Source organism: Bacillus xiapuensis, from assembly GCF_002797355.1.
Classification (GTDB): Bacteria; Bacillota; Bacilli; order Bacillales; family Domibacillaceae; genus Bacillus_CE; species Bacillus_CE xiapuensis.
This window is the reverse complement of sequence record NZ_KZ454939.1, coordinates 825,784-851,276: the sequence shown is the minus strand read 5'-3', so window position 1 is coordinate 851,276 and position 25,493 is coordinate 825,784. Positions and strand designations below refer to the sequence as shown.

The window sequence follows — 25,493 nt, the reverse complement described above, 5'->3', positions numbered from 1 at the left end:
CCCCTTTTTTTTAATTAGCCGTCTGATCAGTTGCTTTATTGTTTTCTTTCTTTTGGTATAATTCATGTCGCTGGCTGTAAAATCCTAATAAATACTTTCCTGATAACGGTTTATTATTAAAATCCTCATAATTCATTTTGGACGCGATTTCATCAATTAACTTTGACAAATACAGTCCCTTTGTCCCCAATCTGGCTTGATATGGCTGCAAACTGTCCTGAATTGTTTTCCATGTGCGCTCTGGATGCTTGGAAAACGAATTCATGTATCGAATTGCATTGGTTGCACGCGTTTCATCCGCTCCTAAAGCGCGTCTTTCTAATACATCCGCAACGGCCAGTAAACGGCCAAATAGATAATCGCGGTCATTATTTTCGGTATCTAATGCCAAATCGTACCCCTCCTTTTTGTTGATTAATGCACAAGCAATGCTGAGCGTCTTTTCCCATTCCCATTTCTCCATCGACACTGGATTGGACGCTCGATAAAAAGCGCTTTTAACAATATCTAACGGAATATTTCGCTGATCTATAATACAAGGCAGCATCCGCTCCATAAGCCCCTTCACGACTTTTTCATTGGCTTTTGGACCGTAGGCAGCGAAGGCAATATCTTTCGTTGCCGGAGCTCCGTAGAAACGAATAAATTCCCCTTGGCCATTTTTGCGGTATCGATGAAGCCACACGCAAGTAGAGTGCCATTTCACTAGCCGTTCTAAATACAGCTCCTTATCCATGTTCCGATAGTAGAGTACAGCTAAACGGCCTGTCGTAGCAGAATCTAAAATCATAATATTGATGTTTGCTTGCTGCTTTAAGTCATTCTTATAACCTTCAAACGCCTTAGCCATTTCTCCGGCAAACTCTTGATTGGTAAATGATATTTTTTTGTTCTTCTCGGCAGCAGCTGGCACAAGAGAAAAGGTATCTTCGGTTGGATCCGGCGTATTCGCCTCATCGTTTTCCCATACAAGAAACACCCGCTGATCGACTATTTTTCCTTGGCGATGAATGAGCCATTTCAAAGCATTATGCGCTTTTTGCGACACCTCATAGCTAATATTGGCGACTTCCTTGCTGCTGTTAAAGCGTCCTCTGAATGTAAAGCCGCTCGTATCATTGGCTGAAATTAACTTTGCTTTATCTGCTGCATTTCTGATTTTATTGGCGTGCCTCTCCGTGCTTGGCAGTTTTCGTCCTGTTATGTAACAAAGATCTTCATCACTCAGCAGCTCATGATAATAATGAATGAAAGAGTTATATACGTCTTGATCCTTCCAGACCTTCGTTAACAGTTGATTAGGTGAACGCACATTAAAACGGATAAAGGCACTTTCTTGACCGCCGCTCACCACCGAAAAAATATCGGGCTTGTCCCCATGCAAGGCTTCATATTTTTTCTCCCATTTATCAATTAAGCGGTCATTTTCATCAAGAAACAGCACCTTTTCTTTCACTAGATCATGAATTAATTGTTTTTTGCTCAAATATTGATAAATGCTTTTCACCTTGTCATGACCATATGGAGAGTTCGCCCATTTTTCTAGTTGGGCAATATAATAGGTAAACGGCTCTTCTTTTTTTATTTTTCCGCCATAAGCGACGAAGTCTCCTGCCACATAGCTTAATTTATCATGCAGCGGATAAGGGGCTATCTTGGCTCCTGCTCGGCTAGCGGATTCTTCTGTGCACGGAATCAGCGTACTGGCATCACTTTTATCAATAACGGCCGCTGAATGAAACTCTCCATCCTCCGTAATTTCTACTTCAATATGGGCATTTTGCGTCGTATGTGAAATAGGAAGCAAAGTGAACTCCTTATCATTGTATTTTTTTTCAATGACTCCCACTTGATCAAGATTTGCTTCATACGTTTCATATAAATTCAATAGCCAGCTCATTTACTCACCTCCTATCTCCAGCTTCTCTTCTTCCTCTGCGGATTTCACGTTGTTTTGGTCAAAGTGCTTCATTTCCATCTCTCTGATCTTGCGAATTTGCGTGCATTGATCCGGCCGGATGAATTGGATGACTCCATTCTTCATCACCGGATTCCACAGACGGACTTCCATTTCTTCCCTTCCCGTTTCATCTGGATAATTAATCCCATGCACCATCGGGCCGAGATGAATCTCACCGTATTGGTCATAAAAGCTTTTCCCTTCGCCAAACACACATGGCTCGACATAAGCTTGGCATTCCCTCGCTCCGAGAAAAATGTCCCGGCGCCCGCCCGCTTTAAGGGAACGCTTTAGGATGTTATGGTGCTTGTGTTCGTTGCGGTCAAAGGCCATATCGGGCCGATGGGGATTGAAGATGAAATGAGCCCGCACCTGGTAGCGAACATCTCTTAAATACGTGTAATTCGCTAACGTATTTCCGCCGCCATAGTCCATCGGCCGAATCCCTTTCGACTCCATTTTAATGGCATTCATGATGCGCACTTCATCTACAATCATTAATAAAGTGGGCTTCCAATAGATGCTTTCCACTATTCCTTTTAACGCTTGATACGTGGGAACTTGATACGATAGTTTCTCCCCGCCCATTTTCGTCAGCGGGTCGGTAAATAGCGCATAATCACCGAAGACCTCGAACTCAATGCCGTTTCTCATATGCTCACCTCCTTAAATAAATAGAGAGCCAGACTTGCTTTCATTTGCCAAATCAAGACCATAGTCTACATGATAAGCGCCTTCTTTTAATGCTAAGATTTTCCCGTCAAGATAACGGACGATCCCTTCATTTTTCTCTAATTGGCTTTTTTCATGGCTGTAAAGACTGACGGTGTAAGGCTGAGCTTTCTTCAGCAGCTGTGAGAGCTCAGCGATCGTTCTATTGCTATTGAATTCTGCAATGATCTCTTTTCCCTCTCCGTACGGAACAAGCACCGATGTCGTTTGATCATTGATGACACGGAAATGCTCTGCTGCTGTATAATAGCTGTTGACAATGAACAAGGGGACGGGCTGCTTTTCCTTCCGGTAATAGGCTGCGGCATAACTGCTGCTTGCTTTGGAAGCGGTCAATAATTCCGTCATTTCCTTTTTCAGTGCTGGTATAAAATAATTCAAATCAGATTCAAATTCCGTATAATATTCTTTAAAATACCTCTCCATCGCTTGCATGGATAAAAGATGGCCACCGTGATTCGTTTCATCGCGCTGAAGATCGGCAAGAATTTTCTTTGAAATGAGTTTCCCTGCCTTTATTTCTTTTAAGCGGTCGAGATTTTCTTCCGCATGATCGATCACATAAACATTTTGTATTTCCTTCTCTCCGTGGCGATTGCATCTGCCGGCCGCTTGCGCAATCGAATCCAATCCCGCCAATGAGCGAATTACACAATCAAAACTAACATCCACACCCGCTTCAATTAATTGCGTGCTTATACAAATCACTTTATTTCCCTGCTTCAGAAGATTCCTCACTTTATCTAAAATCGCCTTTCTATGTGCCGCACACATGGATGTGCTTAAGTGATAAACAGGGATATCCAGCTTTCGATTGACGAGTTGATTATATAAATCTTTCACAACCGTTTTCGTGTTTAAAATGGCTAACACATTTTGGACATCTTCCATTTTGGACTGAATAAAATCCGCAAGCTTGTCTGTATTGAATGCTTCACCCGTCGCTCGGTCAATCATTCTCACACGAGTAAATCTCTTTGCTGCCTCCTCTAAATTGCCAATCATTTCAGCGTCTGTATTGATCTCCAATTTATGTTCCACAAAGTCTAGCGCTGGCTGAGTCGCTGTGCAGAGAACGAGGCTTGAGTGCGCATCGTTTTTCAAGAAATTTAACGCCTGATTGAATAAGCTGACACAGGAAACAGGCACCTTTTGGACTTCGTCAAAAATAATAACCGACTCACTCAAATTATGAAGCCTTCGGATATTTCGGCTTCCTTTAGCGTAGAACACATTTAGAAACTGGACCATCGTTGTAAAGATAATAGGAGCATCCCAATTATCTTTTGCCAGCTTCAGTTTTTGTTGAACATTCGTGAAGCCGTCTTGATTTTCATCGTGATCTCCGGCATCCTCAATGACATTCGAATGATGCTCCAAAATGTGCTCATCATCCTTTAAGATGCTCCTTACTTCCTCGGCATTCTGTTCTATAATGGTTGTAAACGGAACGACATAAATGATTCTCTTTTTGTCATAAAGCTTGGCGTGCTTTAAGGCATACCTTAAACTGGCTAATGTCTTTCCTCCGCCTGTCGGAATTGACAATGTGTAAATGCCTGATGGTTTTTCAGCAAATTCGTCACATTGATTGGACATCTCCGCTCTTAAAAGATTGATAGGTGAATCCGCGTTTGGATGTTGTTGCAAGGAATGAATTTTTTCCAGCAATCTTTGATAATAACAATCGAACCGCTCTTTGATATTTGCTGTTGATTCGTTATCCTGATTTTCTTCAAAGCATCTTGTATTCGTTCGATCAGCGTCAATTAATGCACTAAAGATAAACTTCGACAAAAACATGAACTGTTTATCATAATGTTCAGGCGGTTTCTTTGCTAGAAAGCTCTGCAGCTCTTCCGCAGCCTGATCAACATATTCCAGAAATTCTTCTTCACTCATAATATGTTCAAAAAATTCTTTCTTTATCAGCCGGAACTCAGCTAATTCCTTATCTCGCACTCTAGATAAATAGTTCGACTTCAGCTCCGGATTTAAAAAATCCTGTAAATATGAATGATGGGAGATAATCGCATTCCCCACAATTTCCGCTAAAATCGCTTTATAAGGATGAATCTTCTCTCCAGTATGAAATAGCTCATACAGCAATTTTCCCCCTGCAGTAGAATGATCGACGCTCCCTCTCCTAGGCGGAGCTTCCGGATTATTGACTGCTTCTACTATGTACTGTTTGAATTCCTGAGTATACTTGCCTGCATCATGCAGCATTCCAGCTAACCCGGTAATATGGGTTATTCCAAGCTTTTCTCCGTAGGATTCCGCTAAATCCTTCACTTCTAATAAATGCTGCTGAACGGTCTGTACTTGACGGTCTCTCTCCCGGATATGGGCAATAAATTCCACTCATCTTCCTCCTCTTTATCATCCTGTGAGCAGCTTTCGTTTTTTTTGGATAAAATGGTCTTTCGCGCCAATTATAGACCTATTTTATCATATTTTTACAATATCAAACAAAAAATTATTACTAAAAAATCAGATTCCACTGAAAAAATTCTCTTCATAATAAAAAGGAGCTCATCACCTGTTTTCTATTAGGCGATAAACCCCTGATGGTTTAAAAATTCATTCTGGACTGTCCGCCATCGACGTTGATGCTAGCTCCAACGATCCAAGAAGCTTTGTCGGAGGCGAGGAAAGCGGCGACATTTGCAATTTCTTCCGGTGTGCCAAATCGACCCGCAGGAATTTCACGCTTGACGAACGCCCGAATTTTTTCAGGATCTTTCTCGAAGCGCTTTTTCCAGTTGCCCGTTTCATGTAAGATGCTTCCGGGAGCAATGCTGTTCACGCGAATTCCATCCGCTATCACTTCGTCCGCCAACGCCTTTGTGTAGCTGATCAGCGCAGACTTGGCATTGTTATAAGTCACCTTTCCCCCGCTTTCCCTGCCGAAGACAGATGTAATATTAATGATTGCTCCTTTCCCCGCCCGTTTCATATGCTCTATGGCTAATTTGCTTAAGTGAACGGCCGAGAAGTAATTTAACTCCATCGCTTGATAAAATACGTCCATCTCTGTCTCTGTGGCTGCTCCGCCGCTGCTGCCGCCGGCGTTATTAATGAGCACATCCACCGTTTTATGCTCGGATACAAACGATTGAATCAGCTCTTTTCGCTCTTCAGACTTTGCCACATCCGCTGAATAAACAGCAACCTTCCCTCCAAGCTCAGCTTTCGCGCTCTCTAAAGCCTGAATATCGCGCGCGGCGATGCCCACATTCGCTCCCTCAGACACAAACACGCGGGCAATCGCCTTGCCGATTCCTTTTGATCCTCCGGTGATTAATACGTTTTTATCCTGTAATTGCAAATCCATTTCAATCTCACCTTTCTATAGATAACTGACATAGCGTTCTTTCCCGTTTCAAGATGAATATTATAGAGACAATGCTCATAGAATGATAGCAATTTCATGTTTGACCAGAAGGAGCCTTATACATGAAACAAAAGCGGATTTTTATTCTATTCCCTGCTCTTGCCATTCTGATTGCCGCTGCCACAAGCTTAGACTTCTCTTCTCGCCTGCTGTTGGATGAAGAGAAAGAGGCAGCCGCTCCAAAACCAGCTTCTATGTTTGCTGCAGCTGAGCCAAGCGAAGAAGCGCTTCCGTATCAGCCGCCCGTGTTTGAACTGGAAGAAAAAATTGTGGACATAGAAGAAATCGGACACCGCATCGTTGAGACGTACCGCGAATATGAAATTTACCGGGATGGGCATGGCCGTATCCAAAAAACCGTTCCTACTAGCCACTATACCTACTTATATTATGAAAAACAATAAGCGAACGGCTTGTAAGTATGCGGAGACTTTGCTTTGCTCCAAACTAATACAGGCCTCCAACTTCCCGTAATCGCCGGGACCTGGAGGCCTGTATTTCAGTTAATCAATTGGTTTTCTTTATGCGTTTTTTCACTTTCATTAAGCTTTCGTAAACAATTGGAACGATCAAAAGGGTTAACAGCGTAGAGCTGGTTAATCCACCAATGACCGTGACACCCAGTCCTTTAGAAATAAGGCCGCTTCCTTCGAGTCCTACAGCGAGAGGAGCAAGCGCACCGATAGTAGCAATCGCCGTCATCAGAATCGGACGCAAGCGCGTACCTCCTGCCTCCAATAAAGCTTCTCTAGTAGACATTCCTTCATTTTCTTTATGAATGACGCGATCCACAAGCACAATCGCATTCGTAACCACAATCCCAATCAGCATTAACGCGCCGATCATTGCTGACACACTCAGCGTTTCACCGGCAACAAGCAAGCCGACAAGGCCGCCGATAATCGTAAATGGCAAAGAGAACAGAATGGCGAATGGCGCCAATGCTCCTCCGAACGTAATGACAAGAATTAAATACACAATCGCAATCGCTGCCAGCATGGCTAGACCAAGCTGTGTAAATGATTCATTAATATCTTCCGTTACACCGCCCATTGACAATTCAACATTGGCCGGCAGCTTCAATTGATCGGCTTCTTTTTGAATATCTGCGGAGACTTTTGCTACGTCCTTAGAGGTGATTTCTCCGCTTACTTCGGCGTAAATCCGGCCGTTTCGGCGCGTCACCGTATCGGATGTGCGGCCTTCTTTTACTTCGGTCACTTCTTTAATCGGCACTTCCATTCCAAGCGGCGACTGAATCGTTTGCTTCGTTAAATCATCGATGCTTTGATATTCTTCTTTGTCCGCTTGAACATACACTTCAATTTCTTTGCCGCTTTCCTTCACTGTTGTTAACACTTGATTTTTATTCGGGTCGGATAGTCCCATGCCGATCTGGGCAGCTGTTAAGCCGAGCTTGCTTAATTTCTCCTGGTTGGCTTTCAGCGTGTATTCTTCATAGGATTCAGACAAGCTTGTTTTCACATTCTTCAGCGAGGAATGCTCTTGAAACACAGCCTCCAATTCAGCTACAACCGGCTGAATATCTTCTTCCGTCTCTCCGTACACAAGCATGGATAATGAGTTGCTTGCTCCCATTCCGCTAAAGTCCTGGCTCGCCCATTCGCCTTTATCCGTCAATTTTTGCAGATCTTTTATCACATTTTCTTTTTCTTTCTCAAAATCCTTCGTGTCCTTGTCATATTCTACGAAGAACATGGCTGAATTGGAATCACCCGGATTCATCGGATTTTCTCCACCCGCTGAGAATTGGTAGGTGACGACTTGATCGCGCTCCTTCAGCAGCTTCTCTGCTTTTCCGGCTACCTTTTCGACCTCATCCAACGTTTGGCCCGGCTCCGGTTTATACGTAGCGACCACCATCTTTTCTTCATCGGAAGGCAGGAAGCTGACGCCGATTATCGGAACAAGCGCCAGGCTTCCAACCAGCAGAAGAACCGCAATGGCGGAGGTAATCACTTTATGGTTCAGCGACCAATTAAGCACTCTTTTATAAAAAGCGGCCAGTCTGCTCGGTTTCTTCTCCTTCTGAGTCAGACCTTTAGCCAGCTCCTTCTTAAAGAGAGAATGTGCCATCAAAGGAACAATGGTAATCGCAATTAATAGCGAAGCCAGCAAAGAAAAGACAATGGTTAAGGCAAATGGCAAAAACATTTCTCCGACCGGTCCCTTCACAAGACCTAATGGAAGAAAGACGGCAATCGTCACGATTGTCGACGAAGCGATCGGAACGAACATTTGCTTCGTCGCCGCAACGATCAGCTCTTTGCCGCTCAGCTTTTCATCTGCAAGAGACATCCGGCGGAAAATATTTTCAATAACAACGATTGAGTCATCAATGACCCGGCCGATGGCAACCGTCATCGCGCCTAGCGTCATCATGTTCAGGGTAATATCCATTTGCTTTAGCAGTAAAATCGCAATCAATAATGACAGCGGAATAGAGATGACAGAAATAACGGTCGTGCGGAAATTGCGCAAAAACAGCAGGATGATGAGAACCGCAAAGATTGCTCCAAAAATAGCTTTGCTGAGCATCGTTTCGACTGATTTCTCAATCGGTTCTCCTTGATCAAAAATTGTAGTGATCTTTAAACCGTCGATCTCTTTCTCTAATTCTTTTACTTTTTCTTTGACCGCATTGACGACATCCACAGTATTGGCATCGGCTGCTTTCACAATTTGCATGCCGATGGACGTTTCCCCATTCGTCCGTGAAATGGATTCAGCTTCTCCAGTTAATTCGATTGAAGCAATGTCCTGCAGTTCCACTGACGGGACATCCCCGGCTGCTGGCGGATTGGAAGGAGACATCCCCCCTGGCGGCGCCTGCTCTTGAGCCGATGGCACAGCCGGTATTTTCATAGTTTTTAAATCTTCAAGGTTAGCAATGTTTCCGTCAACAACGACCGATTTTTCCGTATTCTTAAACGTGTATAATCCGAGCGGCATCGTGACGCTTGAACCTTTAATCATATTCTTAACGGTTTCTTCCTGAAGACCATATTGCTTCATTTTTTGATCGTCAAACTGAATATGAACCTCTTTGACTTCCTGTCCTGAGATTTGAGCGGATGAAATCCCTTCAACCCCTTCAATTTCAGGCAGCACTGTCTCTTCGACTGTTTTGGTTAATTCCTCCAAAGACTGCTTGCTGTCTGAAATACTTAAAGACATGATCGGAAAGGCATTTAAGCTAAGGCGGGAGATTTCAGGCTCCTCCACCCCCTCCGGCAGCTCCAGCTTGCTTAATTCTTCCTTTACTTCCGCTTGGGCTTTCTCCATGTCTTTATCGAAATTGTATTCAATTTGAATCGAGGAAGCATTTTGAAAGGAAGTAGAGCTGACGTTCGTGACGCCGTCCAAATTTTGCACCCTTTTCTCGATCGGCTCTGACACCTTATCAGCTACTTGTTCCGGTGCCGCGCCGGGATACACGGTCATGACGGACACGAGCGGCGTATTGATATTTGGAATGGTTTCCAGCTTCATAGTAGTCCCGGCATATAAACCTGCCGCCGCCACGATGATCGTCATCAGCCAAACGGCAAATTTATTCTTCAAGGAAAACTGAATAATGTTTTGCATATGTATTCTCCTTCTTTCGTCTCGTTGACTTACATTTTTCTTCCGCTTATAATGTGACTGTTTAAATATAACTGACCAGTCAGTCATTCGTCAATTTTTTTATAATGGAAGTCTGCACGCTCTTCCAGCTACCCTATAGGGAATCTTACAACAATGCTTTTTTCTTCCCCGCTGTTGAAAAGCAGAACAAGGGTTACTGTTGCAGCACCTTTCCCCCCTGCATCTTGCAGGCCGAACGAACCAGCAGGCATGTAGATTTTGGGATCAGCCCTTTAGACTTTTCATTCTTAATGGGGAGTCTTACCTCTAATAAAGGAGTAAATACGATGACAGAAAAAGAAATTACAGTTATTGGAGCTGCCATTCGGCTGTTTGCCATCAAAGGATTTGCAGCAACGTCCATTCAGGAAATCGCCGATGAAAGCGGAATATCCAAAGGAGCCTTCTATTTGCATTTTAAATCGAAAGAAGCCCTGCTCTATGCCGTACTGCAATATTACTTTGAGATTATTCAATCGCGTCTAAATGAAGTAGAAAAGCAAACATTACCGCCGCGGGAGAAATTCACCCGGCAGCTAACCGTATTGCTTGAATCATTGTGCGAACACAAGGAGTTTATCATTACCCAAGCAAGAGAACAGACACTCCCGTTAAATGATGATGTGAAGGAATTGCTTTTGCGAATGCGCAGAGAATCTCACGTATTTTACCGCAATGGACTGCTCGCTTGCTACGGACGGAAAAGCTTGCCGTTTATCTGGGATCTGTCGCTGATTCTCGAAGGCATCCTCCATTCCTATATCCAAGTGATTCTGGCCGATCAGGAATGCTTCTCCTTTGACGAAGTCGCTCAATTTATTATGAGAAGAATGGATAGTATGGCGGCTGGTTGCTTAGATGATCAGCCCCTTCTTTCAAAAGAAAAAGCCGCTGAATTAGAACATAAAACCAAGCAGTTATTTATGAAAGACAGCCGTAAAGTCATAAAGATTCTAAAGGAAATGAAAAAGGACGTGCAAACGATGCCCGACAAAGAGGCGCTCGACATCTCTCTCGATGTAATGATGGAAGAAGCCGCCAAAGCCCAGCCGCGCCTTCCCGTTATCCAAGGCATGCTGTCCAACCTTAAAGATACTCCCGATTTTGACAAACACCGCCGTGAAATTGCTGATTTTTACGGAATTTCCTTATAAACTTCCCCTTCAAACAGCAGTGGCTTTCATCCTCTGCTGTTTGAAAGAAAAACAAAGGCTACATCACAACACTCAGTTTGCATCGCGCAGTCCTGAACGAATCGGGCATGCACTTGATTTTTGATGAGGGAGTTTTATGGCATCCTGCATGCGGGATCAACGACGACCAGGAGGATTAAAGAACGCACGATCCCACCTTTTAAGAAGTCATGAATGGCAGAACAGAAGGGATGAATCACAGAAATAGGAAACTAAAATAACGAGCATTCGGATATAAAATCGTCAAGGGAAGCTATTGACCGCTTCTTTTCCAACTACTGGACAGTCTGTAAGGTGAGGTGAAGAAGGAAAGAGTTTGAACAGGCAGCAGTTTAACTATCTTATTGCCAGAGTTCTGTGTAAATCACTAACCATGATGAAGAGACAAAAATAAGAACGTTGTAAAAAAAGAAGGAATTTATAGAGACAACCTTGAAAATATAATTCATCGTCAGAAGCAGTCATCATAGCTGAATTGGCTACAAATACATAGTGCAGCCAAACTCAAGCGGAAAGCATCTGTTATATGATTCACTTAAAGAGTAAAAAGGGAAAGGACCTATTTACAGTTTTTTAAAAACTTATATTGCTATGTAGTCTTTAAAGCGAATAGGCTTCATTTCTTAAAAGAGAGGGAGAATGTCTTTTGGGCTTAAAATATGAAAAACGTATGAGGCCAGAAATAGCTGATAAAATTTATTGGACTAAAGGATGGGGCTATGCTGCAGCCCTTGCTCTATTGCCGTATGCCATTTTGAAATCTCTTTGGGCATGGGGGTCAACGGCAGGACTTACAACAAAACAAGCTGTGCAAGGTGTAGCAGAGTTTGGTGATGCATTGAAGGAAGGTTCTGCTTTTTTATATGCGTTATATACCATCGGAATAGACTTCACAGCTGTCTTAGCGATACTGGCATCTTTATTTGCTTTAGCTCTCGTGACTTCTTGGGGGGAGAGGCTGCCAAAGCGGTTATTAATCCTATCAGGATGGTCCGTCGGATTGTTAACCGTTCTAGTCAGCTTCTTGACAGCTCTTCAGTTTTTGGGCGTGCTTCCAAAAGGATACACCGAAGGGCTGGCCCTTTGGGTGTACGCGGTAACATACGGCGGGTTATTCTTGTGGGGAGTAACTGTATTTATGGCGACTCTGTCGTTCCAGCGCCGGATTAAAAACAAATAGACCCCAAAACGGCTTTATTGTTATACTTTTAGCATAGTCAACGATTCATCATCACTTTTTGTGAAGTAAAAAAAAACTTGCTGCTTTCAAGCAAGTTTCAAAATCCTTTCTTCCATAATCCGCCCGGTCATTTAAGACTACTATTTGGGGTAACGGCTTTTAATGATTATTTCCGCAAAATCTTCTCCATCGCTTTTCCCTTTGCTAACTCATCGATCAGCTTATCCAAATAGCGAATTTCCCGCATAGTGGGTTCTTCAATGTCTTCCACTCGGACACCGCAGACCACTCCTTTAATCAAAGTCCGTGAAGGATTCAGCTGGGGAGCTTCCGCAAAGAAGGTTTCAAAGTCTGTCGGTTTCTCCAGTTGCGATTCTAACTCTTCCTGGCTATACCCTGTCAGCCAACGAATGATTTCATCGACTTCTGCTTTCGTACGTCCTTTTTTCTCCGCCTTCGTCACATAATGGGGATAGACACTTGCAACACTCATTGTATAGATCTTATGTTTGGCCATGATACATCCTCCCTTCATCATTTCATTAAACGGCAAACTCATTGAATAAATAATCCCTATTATATAAGTAAGGCTATCATACCTGTTTCTTCAAATAAAGCGGGCGACAAATGCAGCTAAAAGTGTAAAGTCCGTTGCAGTGAAAACCGGAAAATGCATCATACCGTTTGCCCATGAACATTTACAATGTCAATTCAAGCGAATATTCCGACGAAGAAAAACTGCATCCTGCTGCCCTTTGCCTTCAATTTATTGTCGCGTAAAATAAAAAGAACACCACTTAAAAAGTGATGTTCTGTAAGAAAACCCCTGTTCCAGAAGGGTTTTCAAGGGTTTGGCACCCAATGATTCCGACTGGGTTCGAACCAGCGACCTCCACCCTGTCAAGGTGGCGCTCTCCCAGCTGAGCTACGGAATCGTTCAACTGACATTTACTATTCTACGAATATATTTGTCAGTTGTCAATAAAATTTTTCGTCTTTTATTTATTTTTTCGCCACATCATGAAGATGGTGGTTAGAAACAGGATCGTGATGGTGACGGCGTTCACGATGGCGATTTGGAACGAGGAGCTGTTAGATAATGCCGTGTTGTCGCCGCTGATTTTGATGCCGATAATCACGCCGGCAATGATGATGCTGAAGGCGAGCATCATAATGCTGAATACGAGCATATGGGCGATGCGTTCGATGCGCTTCATCATGCCATCATCCGGTTTGACGCTAATCTGGATGTTTGGCTTGCCGCCTTCCCATTGCTGTATTGTTTCATTTATCACATTGGGAAGCTTGTGGACGGCTAAAGAAAGCTGGCGGAGCAACTGACGCTTTTCGCGAAGCTGATGCTTAGGGTGGAGCTTTTCAAACATGAGCTGACGTCCGGTGTCTTTCAAGAGACGGCTGAAGCGAATAGATGGATCGAGCGCGGAGACGGTTTGCTCCACTTTCAAAAAAGCTTGTCCGACCTTTATAAATTCCTGCGGCACGCGGATACCATGAACAGCCGCAATGGCGAAGAGCTGCTGAAACATTGTTCCCATCTTCACATCTTGAAGCTCTCGGTCAAGGTATGTATTCATCCACGAATCAAGATCGCGTCTGAGGGCTTTGCCGTCTGTTTCGCGGCTGGCGCCGAGTGATTGAATGATGATAGAAAGAGAAGCAGCATCGCGGTCATTCACTGAAAATAAGCAATCGGCTAACAGTTCTCTCATATCGCTCGCCAGACGGCCGGTATTGCCAAAGTCTATAAATGCGAGGCTGTGATCTTCTAAAAGCATGACATTGCCCGGATGGGGATCGGCGTGAAAGACGCCTTTCACATATACTTGAGCAAGAACGGATTCCGCCAGCTCCTTTGCAAGCTTCTTTCTTCTGTTCTCGCTTATTTGGCTGATCACATCCGGGGTCAGCTTCTGTCCTTCAATGTATTCCATAACTAAAACCCGTTCCGTTGTATAATCAGGATAAACCTTAGGAACATAGATCCAGTCATTATCGATTTGTTCTTTGACGCTTAAGGCTTCGGCGGCTTCAAGCCGATAGTCCATCTCCTTTACTAATGACTCAGCAAAGTCCGCTATGGTTTCTTTCACACTAAACTGCCGCGCCAGAGCGGAATTCTTCTCGGCTATGGAAGCTAAATGGCGCAGAACTTGAATGTCTTCATGAATAAGCTCTTCAATCGCTGGACGGCGTACTTTCACAGCAACCGCTTCTCCCGAATGCAGAACTGCCCGATGAACCTGACCTAATGAAGCCGTACCGATCGGCGTTTCGTCAAATTGCCAGAATAAATCGGAAAGCGAGCTGCCGGACTCAAATTCAATGATTTCTTGAATATCTTGAAATGGTACCGCCGGCGCGTTACTTTGCAATCTTGACAGCGGGATCGTCCACTCGGGTGAAAGAATATCCGAGCGCGTGCTTAAAAACTGCCCAAGCTTCATAAAAGTGGGGCCCAGTTCTTCAAATGCCGCGCACAGCTCCTCTCCTTTTACATGCTTCTTTCCTTCTTCCGCCGCCTCCTGCCGCTTATGAAAAGGGATCTTTTCAGTCAGGCCCAGATCCTTTAAATATCCCGAGAAGCCATACTTCATAAATACGGTAATTATTTCCGGCAATCTCGCCCATGCGTTCCACCTGCTCATCTGTCTCCCTCCTGATGACCTTAAATCTCCTTTTAATATACCATAGCCTGCAAGAAAATTCAGACTGTCAAGCCTTTTCTCTCCGGCGTCACTCCCCTGATCGTTCTTTCTTCTGGAAAAGAACAAAAAGCAGAAGGTGAGACATCATAATATAAAGCAGAACCCGCCAGCTTTCTTGCACTCCTTCTTCTACGGCTGAAACCGGCGGCAAAACGAAGGCAAGCCCTTTTAAATACCACGGCAGCACTTCGAATAATTTCTCACCGACTATTGCTGAAGAGGTAAAAAGCGCCGCTGCCAGCCAAGAGTATTTTTTGCCGGCCAAGCGCGTGATACTGAACAAGCCTCCTATCCAGATGCCAAACCCAATAAAGGCAAGATGACGATATAGAAAAGTAAGGATGTGGTGAAGGGACAGCGGTTCAGAAAATCCCCCAAGAATGAAAGGCACCGCTATTGAAAAAACCATAAATCCAGCCCCGATGAACCAAAGAACGATGATTTTCCCGATGAAAAAGGCTGTCTTTCTTGGTGAATAGGAAAGCAATATTAATTTTTCGCTCTCTGTTTCTTGAGAACCCAGTTTCATCGACACCCATACTATAAACGGGAATAAGAATAGGGATGAAATGGAAAAATGATCCTGTATCGGCATTCCCTGATAATAATATTGGCTGAACAGCCAGCATACATAAAGCGCAAGCGGTGCGATCCATTGAAGAGAATAGAAGAATGAGAGAATTTGATACTTAATCAAAGCCTTCATAATTCTTCTCCGATCTTCACTTCCGTTATATGGCCCCCACTTTTGATTAAATCGGCTAAAATCATATCCGAGTCGGCTTCATCGGCAAACAGCTCAATTTTGGGACCGGGGGTTTTGCGGAGGAGATGCGCTTTTTTCTTGATGGCTTGCGATACAGCTTGTTTCATTTCACAGCAGATTTTCACATAACGACGCGCTGAGTGAGCAGCCGCAAAGCCATGCAAGCGTCCGTTTTTCATTTTCATTATGTGCGTTGCCAGCTTTTGGACAAGCTCTTCATCATGCAAAGTGAAAATCAGCGTTTTCTCCCCCCGCAAAGCGAGCAGTATCTCCATAGCCTTGTTGCAAGTGATTTCATCCAGTCCCGTGAACGGTTCATCCAAAAAAAGAACATCCGCATCTTTCAGCAATGCTTGAATCAATCCGGCTTTTTGTTTTGTTCCTTTAGAGCATTTCTTAAGAGGTGTTTGAAGAAAGGGCTCTAAACCGAACAAAGCCACATAATGATCAATAGCTGCCGAATGGGGGCTTCCCCCCATGTCCGCCATCAGCTGAAAATATTGGGCTACGGTAAATGGCAGATGCTCGGGGAAGTGTTCGGGTACATAGGCATACGAGGCAAACAGCCTTGTCACCTTTCCGGTTTGCGGCTCGTATGCACCCGAGAGCAGCTTGATCATGGAGCTTTTTCCAGATCCATTTTCCCCCACTACGGCTGCTGCCATTCCTTTCTCGATTCTCGCATGAATATTGGTTAAAACCGTCTTTTTTCCGCGGGTAACGCTCGCTTCTTGGGCTGTAATTAAATTAGTCATTCTTCTCTACCTTTAAATTAGATTCGTTTTCCAAAACCAGCCCTTTCCTTCAAGAAAAGACCTTAGCCGATTAATTCTTCTTCCTCTTTATCAAGCATTATTTCTTCAGATGCTTTATCTTCAAAATCACGAATGCGGTGGGCAATTCGTGAGGAAGCACTCGCAGCGATCGCTCCGACAATATCATCTAAAAAGGTATGTACTTGCCCTCCGGCTTTCGTGTCAAGCTTGCTGATGATCCCCTCTTTATTCTTATCTAAAAACCCGTACGTCGTCACGGCGATGCTGCCGTAACCGAGCGCCGCACCGAGCGCGATCGTTTCATCAACGCCAAACAGGTTCTCATCCGTCGCCACAATCGTTTGCAGCGGTTCGGACAATTTATTTTGCTCCGCCAGCACGTCCAATTCTACACCGACGAGAATGGCATGCTGAATCTCTCTTTTCGTGATCACTTTCTCCACACTTTCCATGCATTCAAGCATCGTAAGTTCAGGGGTGAAAGGATGCTGCATCGCATAAACGATCTCCGCAATGCTTTCAACCGTTACCCCTCGCTCAAGCAATCGCTGCTTGGCCGCTTTCGTGACCTCTTGTGAATGTACTCTGTTCTTCATGATTTCCTCTCCCTCCTCGATCAGTATACCAAATATCTTCCAATTTTTTCGTAAAAAATTCAACTTTTTTGATTTTATGCTAAAATGTATGAAATGTGAAATACAAGTTACTGGAGGTACGAAGATGACGATCAAACGCGGCACTATACAAGATGAAAAAATTTATTCGAAAGAGCTTGGAGAAGATATCGAATTATTCATTTATTTGCCGGCTAACTTTTCTCCTTTGTATAAGTATTCCCTGCTGATCGCGCAGGATGGGAAGGATTATTTCCAATTGGGAAGAATTCCGAGAATCGCTGATGAGCTGCTGGCCAGCGAAGAAATCGAACCATTGATTATCGTTGGGGTTCCCTATGCGAATGTCCAAGACAGACGGAGAAAATACCATCCCGATGGCGAGCAGCAGGCAGCCTATATTCGTTTTTTAGCTCATGAACTCGTCCCGTTTCTTGATGAAAAATACCCCATTCACCCTGTGGGCTCCGGAAGAGCACTCGCCGGCGATTCACTGGCGGCAACGGTTTCGTTGATGGCCGCTCTTCGATATCCGCATACATTCGGTAAGGTCATCATGCACTCGCCTTACGTCGATGACAAGGTGCTCGCCGCTGTCCGCGAGGCGGAAGAATATAAGCAAATCAGCTTGTATCACGTCATTGGACAAGGGGAAACTAAAGTTAAAATGACTAACGGGGAAATAGCTGATTTCTTAACACCTAACCGAAAGCTCCGTGAGTTATGCAAAGAGAAGGGCTTCGATTCATTTTATGATGAATTTGACGGCATCCATACATGGAAATACTGGCAGCCGGATTTAAAACGGGCCTTGCTGCATATGTTTGAATAAAAGCGGCATTCTATGTGATTATCTGAAAATTTGTTATAATAACAAAAAAAGCAGTTCTGATTTTTTACTAGGAGGAGTGTGAAGTGCCATGAAATTTGGCGTTGTGATTTTTCCATCGAAAAAGCTTCAAGATACAGCGAACTCATATCGCAAACGATATGATCCTCATTATTCACTAATTCCGCCGCATCTAACATTAAAGGGGCCTTTCGAAGCAGATGAAAGCGATTTAGAGAAATTAGTCAGCCAGCTTAAAGCTGTATCTCAAAAGCATCAGCCGTTCTCATACCATATCAGCAAAGTTAAGTCCTTTCAGCCATTAAATAATGTCATTTACTTTAAAGTTGAGCCAAATAAAGAGCTGACCGCGCTCCATGAAGATCTTCACCATGAGGAGATGATCGGCGGACCGGCACAATATACTTATGTCCCGCATGTAACAATAGCCCAAGGGCTCTCAAACGCCGAGCATGCCGACGTCTACAACTCACTGAATATGCTGGCCGTCAATCAAGAAGAGCAAGTAAACCGGTTTCATTTGCTTTATCAATTAGAAAACGGTTCATGGTCCGTCCATGATACCTTTCAGCTTGGGAAGGGGTAAAGCGCTTTATGAAAGTCAAAACCATTCGGAACGATCAAGAGAGAAACATCGCCTTCGACATTCGAAAGCGTGTATTTGTGGAAGAACAGCAGGTTCCGCTCGAGTTGGAAATAGATGAACACGAAGAAAAAGCTGTTCACTTCCTCCTCTATAACGGAGAGCAAGCATGCGGCGCCGGGCGTTTTCGAATTGCCGACGGCATTGGAAAAGCGGAAAGAATTTGCGTGCTGCCTGACGCTCGCGGAAAAGGATCCGGCCGCTTAATCATGGAGGCGATTGAAGAATACGCCAAAGAGCACGGTGTTCCTGCTGTTAAGCTCGGCGCCCAAATTCATGCCATCCCCTTCTATGAGCGGCTTGGCTACACAGTCATTTCCGATGAGTTTCTGGATGCAGGCATCCCGCATAAAATGATGAAAAAAACATTCTGATTTTGTAAAAAGGCTCATCCTTGACCACGCAAGGATGAGCCTGCTTATTTAAACCGATGTCCTTTTTCCATTTCATTCTCTGGCGATCTGCTATATTCGCTGATCAACCTGCATCCCTTTGCCGATGATACTTGCTGCATACATTTGAAAGGCTTCGTGCTGCTGTTGGCTGGAAAGCTGCTTTGCTTTTGGGTTTCTTGCCTCCTGCTCCTGCGATTCAAGCGCCTGTCTGAAATGCAGCCGTTCGACTTGATCTATGGAAGCATAGTTCTCTCTTCTCTCGCTGATCATCCGACCTTGATACTGCTGATACTGATAATGAGGCACCGGCAAAATATATCCCATTTGACTCTCCCCTTTCAATCCAACAGAATTCTCTTACCCTTCTTTTCCCTTTTCCTTTCTTTCCTAAACGTTCCTGATAGAAGCGATAAATTATTTCTTTTTATTAACCATGTCAGTAATCGTTTGAATATCCAATTTTTTGCCGTCTTTTATGATAGACTGGACAATTTGGTCTTCTAATCGCTGTGGAACGGATTTATTAGCCAGCTTGGAAACTTTTTTAATCACACCTCTTACTGTTTTTTCATCCTTAAAGTTCGCATGCTGAAGTGAGTTGGCCAATTCCAGAACATCCTTCATTCTCACACCGGTCTTTTGCTCAATGTTTTTAAACAAACCGTTATCCACTTTTTTCAGCCTCCTTTATCTTCTTTTCATCATATGCATACATTCAAAAAAGTTACCGGAAGCCGAGTGGAAGATATGCCTGAAAACAGGCAACAAAAAAACTGATTTAAACATCAGTGTGTTTAAATCAGTTTTTTTAAATTTTTAGTAGAAGCTCGCTCCAACAATGATCAATAAAATGAAAAGAACTACGATTAACACGAAAGTAGATGTGCCGCGGTAACCACAGTAGCCTCCGTATCCGCATCCGTATCCGCATCCGTAAAAGCCCATTTTGTTCACCTCGCTTTTTCTTAACTCACTTACAATATATGAGCGAAGCGCCTTTTGGTTTGGGCGGTTATTATCCTTTTGGCTTAAAAACTAAAGCGCCGATAAATCCAAATACGATCGCCGCAGAAATCCCCGAGCTGGTGACTTCAAACATTCCGGTTAATACACCGACAAGTCCGTGTTTATCCGCTTCCTGCATGGCACCGGCTACTAGTGAATTGCCGAAGCTAGTAATGGGAATGGTCGCTCCGGCCCCGGCGAAATCGATTAACGGCTCATACAAATCAAAGCCGGCCAATACAGCCCCCACCACCACAAGTGTGCTGAGCGTATGGCCGGGGGTCAGTTTTCCTACATCCATCATCAGCTGGCCGACCACACAGATCAAGCCCCCGATCACAAATGCCCAAAAAAACATACCAAACATCCGAAGCCACTCCTTTACTTTAAAATCCTCCCCATTTCAGAAGAAATGTTTTAATCAGCGCCACAATGAATGCGGCAAAAACACCAAAAACAATAACAGAGCCGGCCAGCTTAAACATATTGCCGCCGACACCAAGAACAAATCCTTCTGTCCGATGTTCTATGGCTGCTGAGATAACGGCATTTCCAAATCCTGATACAGGCACGGCACTGCCGGCACCCGCATATTGGCCGATGTGATCATATACACCAAATCCCGTGAGAAGCATCGATAAAAATACAACGGTGGCCACGGTAGGGTTTCCCGCTGTTTGCTCAGTAAAATTAAAGAAATAAATATAAAAATACGTGATGGCTTGGCCGGCCGCACAGATCAGCCCTCCGACAAAGAAAGCCCGCAGACAATTTTTAAGCAGCGGCCGCTTCACTTCATGCTTTTGATTGAGCCGGTCATATTGCTGCTGCGTTGGAGTTTTCTTTTCATTGTTGTTTGCCATAATTGCCTCCTTATGCCATTTCCTTCTTTAATGAAAGAATTTCTTTCAATCGTTTCCCAGCTTGCTTCTGGCTCATTTTTCCCGCATCTATTTTCTCCCGCAATCTGACAGCCTCCAGAAAAATTTTATAGTCGCTTGAGACGATAAAGTTTTCATCTTTATACTTCTTCTCCAGCCGCTTCTTTAATTTTTTTTCAATTTTTTTCATTCGAAATCTATCCAAATGCTTTACCTTGTATGCAACAAGAATTTGGTGATCTCCTTTGACAACAGCTACGTCATAAATTTCTTCAATGTCCTCCACCTCTTTCTTGATCTTCGAGACCTTCGCTCCCTTTTCCTGAAGCTGAACAGGAGACGGATTCGTTGTCTTCATCAGCGCCAGTCTGCTGTCCTCTTTTTCTTCTTGATCCGCGCAGCCAGCCAGTGCCAGGATCGCCAATAAACCAAAAACAGCTTTCATACTTTCCCCTCCATTCTTTCAGCCGTTTATGAATTAGTTTTTTCCGTTTCCGCTTTTTTATTTATGAAATAGGGATTTTTTAAAGGGGAAAATTTTGATTAAATAAATCTTTCAAGAAGCCGATATTAATATACAGGTGATTTTTTTGGGGGGACAATGGAGTGAAAATAAAGACAAAATTAATATCCATGATCTCTGTTTTAGTTGTAATTATGATTTGTCTCGGAGTGTTTTCCATCACAATCATCCGCTCTACGACAACGGAAAACAGTCAATTAGCGGCTAAAATGGAGTTGCAAAAAGACGTCAAACACATTCAGTATCGCCTGGCCGGCCTTTCCAATGATGAACGGGCGTTTATTATAACTGGGAAGCAAGAATTCGCCAACGGAATGATTGAAAAAGCAAAAAATATTCAGAAAACGATCCGTCAGCTGACCGACCGGGCATACGAAAAAGAAATCCGGTCGCTGAAAACGAGCTTTCAAGAATTTTGGTCTTTGAATCAGCAAGTGCTCAATAGCTATGCTGCCAATCCGGAACAGGCAAAATCTTTGCATTTTAATGAAGAACGGACGCTGAGAAAGCAAGTATTAGATCCAGCAGTGGATCACCTTGTAGAAAAAATAGACGGCGATGTCCATCAGTTAAAGCAAAGCATCGAGAAAAGATCAACCTGGAGCCATACGGCTTTGCTGGTCATCATCGTGCTCACCATTATCGCTAGCACTATTATTAGCGCATTCATACTGCGTTCTATTTTAATTCCGCTATCAAACGTCAATCGACAATTGAGAGATATCGCTCGCGGAGAAGCGGATTTAACTAAAAAACTAGAGGCTAAAGGAAAAGATGAATTGAGCCAGCTGGCCCGTTCGTTCAATTTATTTGTGGATTCGATGAAGGAAATGATTCAGCAAATTAGTCACTCTTCTAAGCAGGTCGCCGCCTCTTCCCAAGAGCTGGCTGCCAGCTCACAGCAGTCTCAATCTACTTCTGAACAAATTTCTCAATCGATGCAATCGATAGCCAGCCGCAACAGCCAGCAGCATCAATTGACAGAGAACAGCCTATCCGCTATGAATGATTCACTTGGTCATGTAACCTCTGTCGCTTCGCATACCCAGCATGTCGCCGAACTGTCTGCGGGGATGAAGGAGCAAGCGAATACGGGAGCCGACTCCGTTCATGAATTACTCAAGCAGATGCAATCTATTCAGCAATCGGTCGATTCTGCCAATGCAGGCGTTCACACATTAGTGGAAAGCGCGGCAGAAATCCGCCAGATGTCATCCTTAATCACGGATATTTCTGAGCAAACGAACCTGCTCGCCTTAAATGCTGCCATCGAATCGGCGAGAGCAGGAGAACATGGAAAAGGCTTTGCGGTTGTAGCAGAAGAAGTGAGAAAACTGGCGGATGAAACCAACCGATCAGCCATCCACATTAAGGAGCTGGTCGAGAATATTCAGCATGAATCCAGTGACACAGTCCGAAATATCTGTGTCGTTCAAACCAATGTCTCTTCAGGTATTGAGCTGACCCAAAAAACCGTTTCCAATTTCACCGATATCTTGGAGGCGATCGATCAGGTCACTTCCAATATTCAAGAAACAGCGGCAACCACGCAGCAAATCACTTCCGGCTTTGAAATGCTTCATCAGTCAATTGATGAAATCGCCGAAAGCTCGAAAAAGACGACTGCTGATATTGAGCATATTACAGCAGCGACGCAGGAGCAGCTGGCAGCCAGCGAAGAAGTAACAGCGTCATCCGCCTCTCTTTCAGAATTAGCTGACGAGCTGCAAGCTATTGTTACACGCTTTAAACATGAATCCTAAAAAAAGAATTCTTTAGTCATAGAAGCAGAGACAAAAGGTTTTCAGCTAATAAAAAAGCCGAACTATTATTCAGAACTCTAATGGAGAGCTTCGCAATAGTTCGGCTTTATTGTTCTTTATGGTTTTATTAAAATACAATGAATCCCCTTTAACGCTCCCTTCCCCTCTTAGTAAGGAACACCAGCAGGCATTTCATTCCATTACTGCGCAAAAAACAAAATTCTTTAAGAATACAAGCCTCTATTGGTCATTTGTCCATGACCAAATAGACCTTCTCCCATATGTTAGTAATGTAAGATTAAAACTTAGAAAGGGGAATCATCATGAGCTGTGACAAACACGATCCTATCTCCGGTACCGGCTGCGTCTGCGAGGTGGTGCGCGCAATCAAGGATATCCAAGATCAAACTATGGGGGAAGAGTGCTTAGAATGTAAAGATTGCTTCATCGAGCCTCTTGGAGACCTGGCAGGAACTCGCCGCCGCAATGCAGATACGCGCGTCTTTACACTAACAACAAAAGAGGGGAATCCATTCTTCGCTTTCTTCGGTCCAATCGATGATCCGAATCATTGCGATGATGTCTGTGTCTCAATCTTTTTCCGTGTAGAAGACGTATTCGATAATTGCTGCGCCCGTCTTCGCGTGCTAGTACCTCTTAATGAAGACAGAGATCCAGTCGACATTACAAACGATTGCTGTGTTGACTTAAGCAAAGTATGCAGAGTAAGAAACTTCCGTGCGACTCGTAGCTGTATTACTGTTGACCTTAACTGCTTCTGCGCCGTTCAATGTATCAAAGACGTAGACTTAAACATTTGTGATTAAGAAAATAGGCGGCATATAGCCGCCTATTTTTTTTACCGCGGGCCAATCATTTGAATATGCTCTAATTCTCCCCGGCTTATCGTCACCGTATCTTCTTTAAACGTCTTCACCTTAATTTCATTCTCCGTCAGCTCTCGAAGGATTCCCCGATAAGTTTCTCCTCTGCATAAAAACTCACAAGGAAAAGGAATAAATTGTCTGGATAGATGACTAAGCTTCTCATCCAGCGTCATTTCTTGAAATGACTTGACTGGCCGGATGTTCATCCAAGAAGGATAGACAGGCTCATCCGTTTGCTCCGCTTTCTGCTCTGCCGGCTTTACGCTATCAGAAGGCTGCTGTTTCTGTTCGGCTTTCCGTTTTAGAGTCTCCTCTTCCTCATCTAAATCCCATTTTTCCTTCGGCTGGTGCTCCTTGGCCTTTTTCTTCTTTTTCTTCTCCTCTTCGGCCTTCGCGCTGTTTCCGCGATAAGACTGCTGCATGTTGGCCTCTGGGCTTGTAAATGAAGGCTGCTGAATATACATAAGCGGTTCCCGCGTTTTCTTTTTCTTCTCCATCTCCAAAAACACCTCCTGCCAAATTCTACTTCTACAATATATGCTTATGATGAAAAAATAAGAATAAAAAAGAATAGGCAGAACAGCTTCCATAAAAAAGCGAACGCTCAAAAAGAACGGACCATCAAAAAAAGCCCGCTTTAAAAGCGAGCTTCTGAGCTTATCTGGCAATGATATGAAAGCCTGAATCAACGTGAAGATTCTCCCCTGTAATACCGCGGGACATGTCACTGAATAAGAAGACAGCTGTATCACCGACTTCTTCCTGCGTCGTCGTGCGGCGCAGCGGAGCCGTTTCCTCGATATCTTTCAAAATTGAGTTAAAGTCGCTGATCCCTTTTGCTGCGAGCGTGCGAATCGGTCCTGCTGAAATCGAGTTGACACGAATGCCATCCTTGCCAAGGTCAGCTGCTAAATAGCGGACGCTTGCATCAAGAGAGGCTTTGGCGACGCCCATAACATTGTAGTTTTTCACCACGCGCTCGCCGCCTAAGTAAGTCATCGTGACAATACTGCCGCCTTCTGTCATGAGCGGCTTGGCGTATTTGGCTACGGCTGTCAGTGAATAAGCGCTGATATTGTGAGCAAGAAGAAAACCATCACGCGATGTATCAATAAATTCCCCATCAAGATCTTCCTTATTCGCAAATGCAATACAATGCGCCAACCCGTGAATCGTGCCTGCTTCTTCTTTAATTTGCGCAAAGCATTTTTCAATATCAGCGTCTTGCGTCACATCACAAGGCAGAATGAGCGACTGATTTCCTTCCAGCGTTTCCGCTAATTGACGGACATTTTTTTCGAGACGTTCCCCGGCGTATGTAAAAATTAAGCGTGCTCCTGCAGCGTGTAATGAACGCGCAATCCCCCAAGCAATACTTCTTTTATTGGCGACCCCCATCACTACAAAGGTCTTTCCGGCTAATGAAAGCGTCATTTTCGTTCCTCCTGTTACCACAAGTTATTAGTACCTAGTAATAATTTTAACAGGTATTGCACAAAATGAAAAGCAATCAATAAAAAAAGAGCGAGAAAAGCGGGCGGCACCCGCTTCTTT

The 25,493-nt window shown here is 44.0% G+C and carries 26 protein-coding genes and 1 tRNA gene; 8 read left to right on the top strand and 19 right to left on the bottom strand.

Features of this window, described 5'->3' with window-relative positions:
• Window positions 1-10 precede the first annotated feature (10 nt).
• The 4 genes from cas8c to CEF20_RS04265 all read right to left on the bottom strand — a co-directional run bounded on the left by cas8c (window position 11) and on the right by CEF20_RS04265 (window position 6,029).
• Complete coding sequence (gene cas8c, locus CEF20_RS04280) at window positions 11-1,900, bottom strand: type I-C CRISPR-associated protein Cas8c/Csd1 (protein WP_100330628.1); 1,890 nt, start codon at window positions 1,898-1,900, stop codon at window positions 11-13.
• A complete protein-coding gene (gene cas5c / locus CEF20_RS04275) occupies window positions 1,901-2,614 on the bottom strand; it encodes a type I-C CRISPR-associated protein Cas5c (protein ID WP_100330627.1) in 714 nt (237 codons plus the stop codon). It lies immediately after the preceding gene.
• Window positions 2,615-2,626: 12 nt separating this feature from the next.
• Complete coding sequence (locus tag CEF20_RS04270) at window positions 2,627-5,056, bottom strand: CRISPR-associated helicase/endonuclease Cas3 (RefSeq protein ID WP_100330626.1); 2,430 nt, start codon at window positions 5,054-5,056, stop codon at window positions 2,627-2,629.
• Window positions 5,057-5,267: 211 nt separating this feature from the next.
• The gene (locus tag CEF20_RS04265) at window positions 5,268-6,029 is read right to left on the bottom strand and encodes an SDR family NAD(P)-dependent oxidoreductase (RefSeq protein ID WP_100330625.1); all 762 of its coding nucleotides are present in this window, start codon (window positions 6,027-6,029) and stop codon (window positions 5,268-5,270) included.
• Between the two features lie 122 nt (window positions 6,030-6,151).
• Here CEF20_RS04265 and CEF20_RS04260 point away from each other — a divergent pair, with 122 nt between their 5' ends.
• A complete protein-coding gene (locus CEF20_RS04260) occupies window positions 6,152-6,493 on the top strand; it encodes a hypothetical protein (protein ID WP_100330624.1) in 342 nt (113 codons plus the stop codon).
• A 103-nt stretch (window positions 6,494-6,596) separates the two neighbouring features.
• Here CEF20_RS04260 and CEF20_RS04255 read toward each other — a convergent pair whose 3' ends face one another.
• Window positions 6,597-9,698 carry an efflux RND transporter permease subunit gene (locus CEF20_RS04255; protein ID WP_100330623.1) on the bottom strand — a complete coding sequence of 1,034 codons (3,102 nt, stop codon included), beginning with the start codon at window positions 9,696-9,698 and terminating at the stop codon, window positions 6,597-6,599.
• Window positions 9,699-10,024: 326 nt separating this feature from the next.
• Between CEF20_RS04255 and CEF20_RS04250 the strand changes: the two genes are divergently transcribed.
• Window positions 10,025-10,891, top strand: a complete 867-nt coding sequence (locus tag CEF20_RS04250; RefSeq protein WP_100330622.1) for a TetR/AcrR family transcriptional regulator — start codon at window positions 10,025-10,027, stop codon at window positions 10,889-10,891.
• A gap of 685 nt (window positions 10,892-11,576) precedes the next feature.
• A complete protein-coding gene (locus CEF20_RS04245) occupies window positions 11,577-12,110 on the top strand; it encodes a hypothetical protein (RefSeq protein ID WP_100330621.1) in 534 nt (177 codons plus the stop codon).
• A gap of 166 nt (window positions 12,111-12,276) precedes the next feature.
• On the opposite strand, the gene CEF20_RS04240 is transcribed toward CEF20_RS04245, so the two are convergent.
• The 6 genes from CEF20_RS04240 to CEF20_RS04215 form a co-directional block, all read right to left on the bottom strand.
• The gene (locus CEF20_RS04240; protein ID WP_100330620.1) at window positions 12,277-12,627 is read right to left on the bottom strand and encodes a DUF2200 domain-containing protein; all 351 of its coding nucleotides are present in this window, start codon (window positions 12,625-12,627) and stop codon (window positions 12,277-12,279) included.
• Between the two features lie 345 nt (window positions 12,628-12,972).
• Window positions 12,973-13,045: transfer RNA gene (locus CEF20_RS04235), tRNA-Val, on the bottom strand.
• Between the two features lie 63 nt (window positions 13,046-13,108).
• Window positions 13,109-14,776: an ABC1 kinase family protein gene (locus CEF20_RS04230; protein ID WP_100330619.1), complete on the bottom strand. Its 1,668-nt coding sequence runs from the start codon at window positions 14,774-14,776 to the stop codon at window positions 13,109-13,111.
• 88 nt (window positions 14,777-14,864) lie between these two features.
• A complete protein-coding gene (locus tag CEF20_RS04225) occupies window positions 14,865-15,542 on the bottom strand; it encodes a hypothetical protein (protein WP_100330618.1) in 678 nt (225 codons plus the stop codon).
• Complete coding sequence (locus tag CEF20_RS04220) at window positions 15,539-16,357, bottom strand: ATP-binding cassette domain-containing protein (protein ID WP_100330617.1); 819 nt, start codon at window positions 16,355-16,357, stop codon at window positions 15,539-15,541. The genes CEF20_RS04225 and CEF20_RS04220 overlap by 4 nt, the downstream gene beginning before the upstream one ends.
• A gap of 62 nt (window positions 16,358-16,419) precedes the next feature.
• Window positions 16,420-16,974, bottom strand: a complete 555-nt coding sequence (locus CEF20_RS04215; protein ID WP_100330616.1) for a phosphatidylglycerophosphatase A family protein — start codon at window positions 16,972-16,974, stop codon at window positions 16,420-16,422.
• 124 nt (window positions 16,975-17,098) lie between these two features.
• Between CEF20_RS04215 and CEF20_RS04210 the strand changes: the two genes are divergently transcribed.
• From CEF20_RS04210 to CEF20_RS04200, 3 genes are all read left to right on the top strand, one after another.
• Complete coding sequence (locus CEF20_RS04210) at window positions 17,099-17,824, top strand: alpha/beta hydrolase (RefSeq protein WP_100330615.1); 726 nt, start codon at window positions 17,099-17,101, stop codon at window positions 17,822-17,824.
• Between the two features lie 88 nt (window positions 17,825-17,912).
• Window positions 17,913-18,428, top strand: a complete 516-nt coding sequence (locus CEF20_RS04205; protein WP_100330614.1) for a YjcG family protein — start codon at window positions 17,913-17,915, stop codon at window positions 18,426-18,428.
• A gap of 8 nt (window positions 18,429-18,436) precedes the next feature.
• Window positions 18,437-18,859 (top strand): GNAT family N-acetyltransferase, encoded by a 423-nt coding sequence (locus CEF20_RS04200; protein WP_100330613.1) that lies wholly within the window; start codon window positions 18,437-18,439, stop codon window positions 18,857-18,859.
• Window positions 18,860-18,949: 90 nt separating this feature from the next.
• On the opposite strand, the gene CEF20_RS04195 is transcribed toward CEF20_RS04200, so the two are convergent.
• The 6 genes from CEF20_RS04195 to CEF20_RS04170 all read right to left on the bottom strand — a co-directional run bounded on the left by CEF20_RS04195 (window position 18,950) and on the right by CEF20_RS04170 (window position 21,211).
• The gene (locus CEF20_RS04195; RefSeq protein ID WP_100330612.1) at window positions 18,950-19,204 is read right to left on the bottom strand and encodes a hypothetical protein; all 255 of its coding nucleotides are present in this window, start codon (window positions 19,202-19,204) and stop codon (window positions 18,950-18,952) included.
• A 90-nt stretch (window positions 19,205-19,294) separates the two neighbouring features.
• Window positions 19,295-19,552: a sporulation-specific transcription regulator SpoVIF gene (locus tag CEF20_RS04190; protein WP_100330611.1), complete on the bottom strand. Its 258-nt coding sequence runs from the start codon at window positions 19,550-19,552 to the stop codon at window positions 19,295-19,297.
• A 144-nt stretch (window positions 19,553-19,696) separates the two neighbouring features.
• Window positions 19,697-19,825, bottom strand: a complete 129-nt coding sequence (locus CEF20_RS04185) for a YjcZ family sporulation protein (RefSeq protein ID WP_100330610.1) — start codon at window positions 19,823-19,825, stop codon at window positions 19,697-19,699.
• 70 nt (window positions 19,826-19,895) lie between these two features.
• Window positions 19,896-20,252, bottom strand: a complete 357-nt coding sequence (spoVAE, locus tag CEF20_RS04180; RefSeq protein ID WP_100330609.1) for a stage V sporulation protein AE — start codon at window positions 20,250-20,252, stop codon at window positions 19,896-19,898.
• A gap of 19 nt (window positions 20,253-20,271) precedes the next feature.
• Window positions 20,272-20,748, bottom strand: a complete 477-nt coding sequence (spoVAC, locus tag CEF20_RS04175) for a stage V sporulation protein AC (protein ID WP_100330608.1) — start codon at window positions 20,746-20,748, stop codon at window positions 20,272-20,274.
• A 10-nt stretch (window positions 20,749-20,758) separates the two neighbouring features.
• On the bottom strand, window positions 20,759-21,211 hold the full coding sequence (locus CEF20_RS04170; RefSeq protein WP_100330607.1) for a YhcN/YlaJ family sporulation lipoprotein: 453 nt from the start codon (window positions 21,209-21,211) through the stop codon (window positions 20,759-20,761).
• Window positions 21,212-21,372: 161 nt separating this feature from the next.
• Between CEF20_RS04170 and CEF20_RS04165 the strand changes: the two genes are divergently transcribed.
• Both CEF20_RS04165 and CEF20_RS04160 read left to right on the top strand, forming a co-directional pair.
• Window positions 21,373-23,052, top strand: a complete 1,680-nt coding sequence (locus CEF20_RS04165; protein WP_100330606.1) for a methyl-accepting chemotaxis protein — start codon at window positions 21,373-21,375, stop codon at window positions 23,050-23,052.
• A gap of 323 nt (window positions 23,053-23,375) precedes the next feature.
• Window positions 23,376-23,879: a CotY/CotZ family spore coat protein gene (locus CEF20_RS04160; RefSeq protein ID WP_100330605.1), complete on the top strand. Its 504-nt coding sequence runs from the start codon at window positions 23,376-23,378 to the stop codon at window positions 23,877-23,879.
• Window positions 23,880-23,911: 32 nt separating this feature from the next.
• Here CEF20_RS04160 and CEF20_RS04155 read toward each other — a convergent pair whose 3' ends face one another.
• Window positions 23,912-24,436 carry a CotO family spore coat protein gene (locus tag CEF20_RS04155; protein ID WP_157796189.1) on the bottom strand — a complete coding sequence of 175 codons (525 nt, stop codon included), beginning with the start codon at window positions 24,434-24,436 and terminating at the stop codon, window positions 23,912-23,914.
• Between the two features lie 160 nt (window positions 24,437-24,596).
• Complete coding sequence (gene fabI / locus CEF20_RS04150; RefSeq protein WP_100330603.1) at window positions 24,597-25,373, bottom strand: enoyl-ACP reductase FabI; 777 nt, start codon at window positions 25,371-25,373, stop codon at window positions 24,597-24,599.
• Between the last annotated feature and the right edge of the window lie 120 nt (window positions 25,374-25,493).

Bases quoted from the DNA above. Each gene is read 5' to 3' on its own strand.
- CEF20_RS04195 (WP_100330612.1), bottom strand. From the start codon at position 19,204: ATGGGATATATTTTGCCGGTGCCTCATTATCAGTATCAGCAGTATCAA.
- CEF20_RS04205 (WP_100330614.1), top strand. From the start codon at position 17,913: ATGAAATTTGGCGTTGTGATTTTTCCATCGAAAAAGCTTCAAGATACA.
- CEF20_RS04200 (WP_100330613.1), top strand. From the start codon at position 18,437: ATGAAAGTCAAAACCATTCGGAACGATCAAGAGAGAAACATCGCCTTC.
- CEF20_RS04160 (WP_100330605.1), top strand. From the start codon at position 23,376: ATGAGCTGTGACAAACACGATCCTATCTCCGGTACCGGCTGCGTCTGC.
- fabI (WP_100330603.1), bottom strand. From the start codon at position 25,373: ATGACGCTTTCATTAGCCGGAAAGACCTTTGTAGTGATGGGGGTCGCC.
- CEF20_RS04250 (WP_100330622.1), top strand. From the start codon at position 10,025: ATGACAGAAAAAGAAATTACAGTTATTGGAGCTGCCATTCGGCTGTTT.
- cas5c (WP_100330627.1), bottom strand. From the start codon at position 2,614: ATGAGAAACGGCATTGAGTTCGAGGTCTTCGGTGATTATGCGCTATTT.
- CEF20_RS04210 (WP_100330615.1), top strand. From the start codon at position 17,099: ATGACGATCAAACGCGGCACTATACAAGATGAAAAAATTTATTCGAAA.
- CEF20_RS04240 (WP_100330620.1), bottom strand. From the start codon at position 12,627: ATGGCCAAACATAAGATCTATACAATGAGTGTTGCAAGTGTCTATCCC.
- CEF20_RS04260 (WP_100330624.1), top strand. From the start codon at position 6,152: ATGAAACAAAAGCGGATTTTTATTCTATTCCCTGCTCTTGCCATTCTG.
- CEF20_RS04265 (WP_100330625.1), bottom strand. From the start codon at position 6,029: ATGGATTTGCAATTACAGGATAAAAACGTATTAATCACCGGAGGATCA.
- CEF20_RS04170 (WP_100330607.1), bottom strand. From the start codon at position 21,211: ATGAAAGCTGTTTTTGGTTTATTGGCGATCCTGGCACTGGCTGGCTGC.
- CEF20_RS04185 (WP_100330610.1), bottom strand. From the start codon at position 19,825: ATGGGCTTTTACGGATGCGGATACGGATGCGGATACGGAGGCTACTGT.
- spoVAE (WP_100330609.1), bottom strand. From the start codon at position 20,252: ATGTTTGGTATGTTTTTTTGGGCATTTGTGATCGGGGGCTTGATCTGT.
- CEF20_RS04220 (WP_100330617.1), bottom strand. From the start codon at position 16,357: ATGACTAATTTAATTACAGCCCAAGAAGCGAGCGTTACCCGCGGAAAA.
- CEF20_RS04155 (WP_157796189.1), bottom strand. From the start codon at position 24,436: ATGGAGAAGAAAAAGAAAACGCGGGAACCGCTTATGTATATTCAGCAG.
- cas8c (WP_100330628.1), bottom strand. From the start codon at position 1,900: ATGAGCTGGCTATTGAATTTATATGAAACGTATGAAGCAAATCTTGAT.
- CEF20_RS04230 (WP_100330619.1), bottom strand. From the start codon at position 14,776: ATGAGCAGGTGGAACGCATGGGCGAGATTGCCGGAAATAATTACCGTA.
- CEF20_RS04225 (WP_100330618.1), bottom strand. From the start codon at position 15,542: ATGAAGGCTTTGATTAAGTATCAAATTCTCTCATTCTTCTATTCTCTT.
- spoVAC (WP_100330608.1), bottom strand. From the start codon at position 20,748: ATGGCAAACAACAATGAAAAGAAAACTCCAACGCAGCAGCAATATGAC.
- CEF20_RS04255 (WP_100330623.1), bottom strand. From the start codon at position 9,698: ATGCAAAACATTATTCAGTTTTCCTTGAAGAATAAATTTGCCGTTTGG.
- CEF20_RS04215 (WP_100330616.1), bottom strand. From the start codon at position 16,974: ATGAAGAACAGAGTACATTCACAAGAGGTCACGAAAGCGGCCAAGCAG.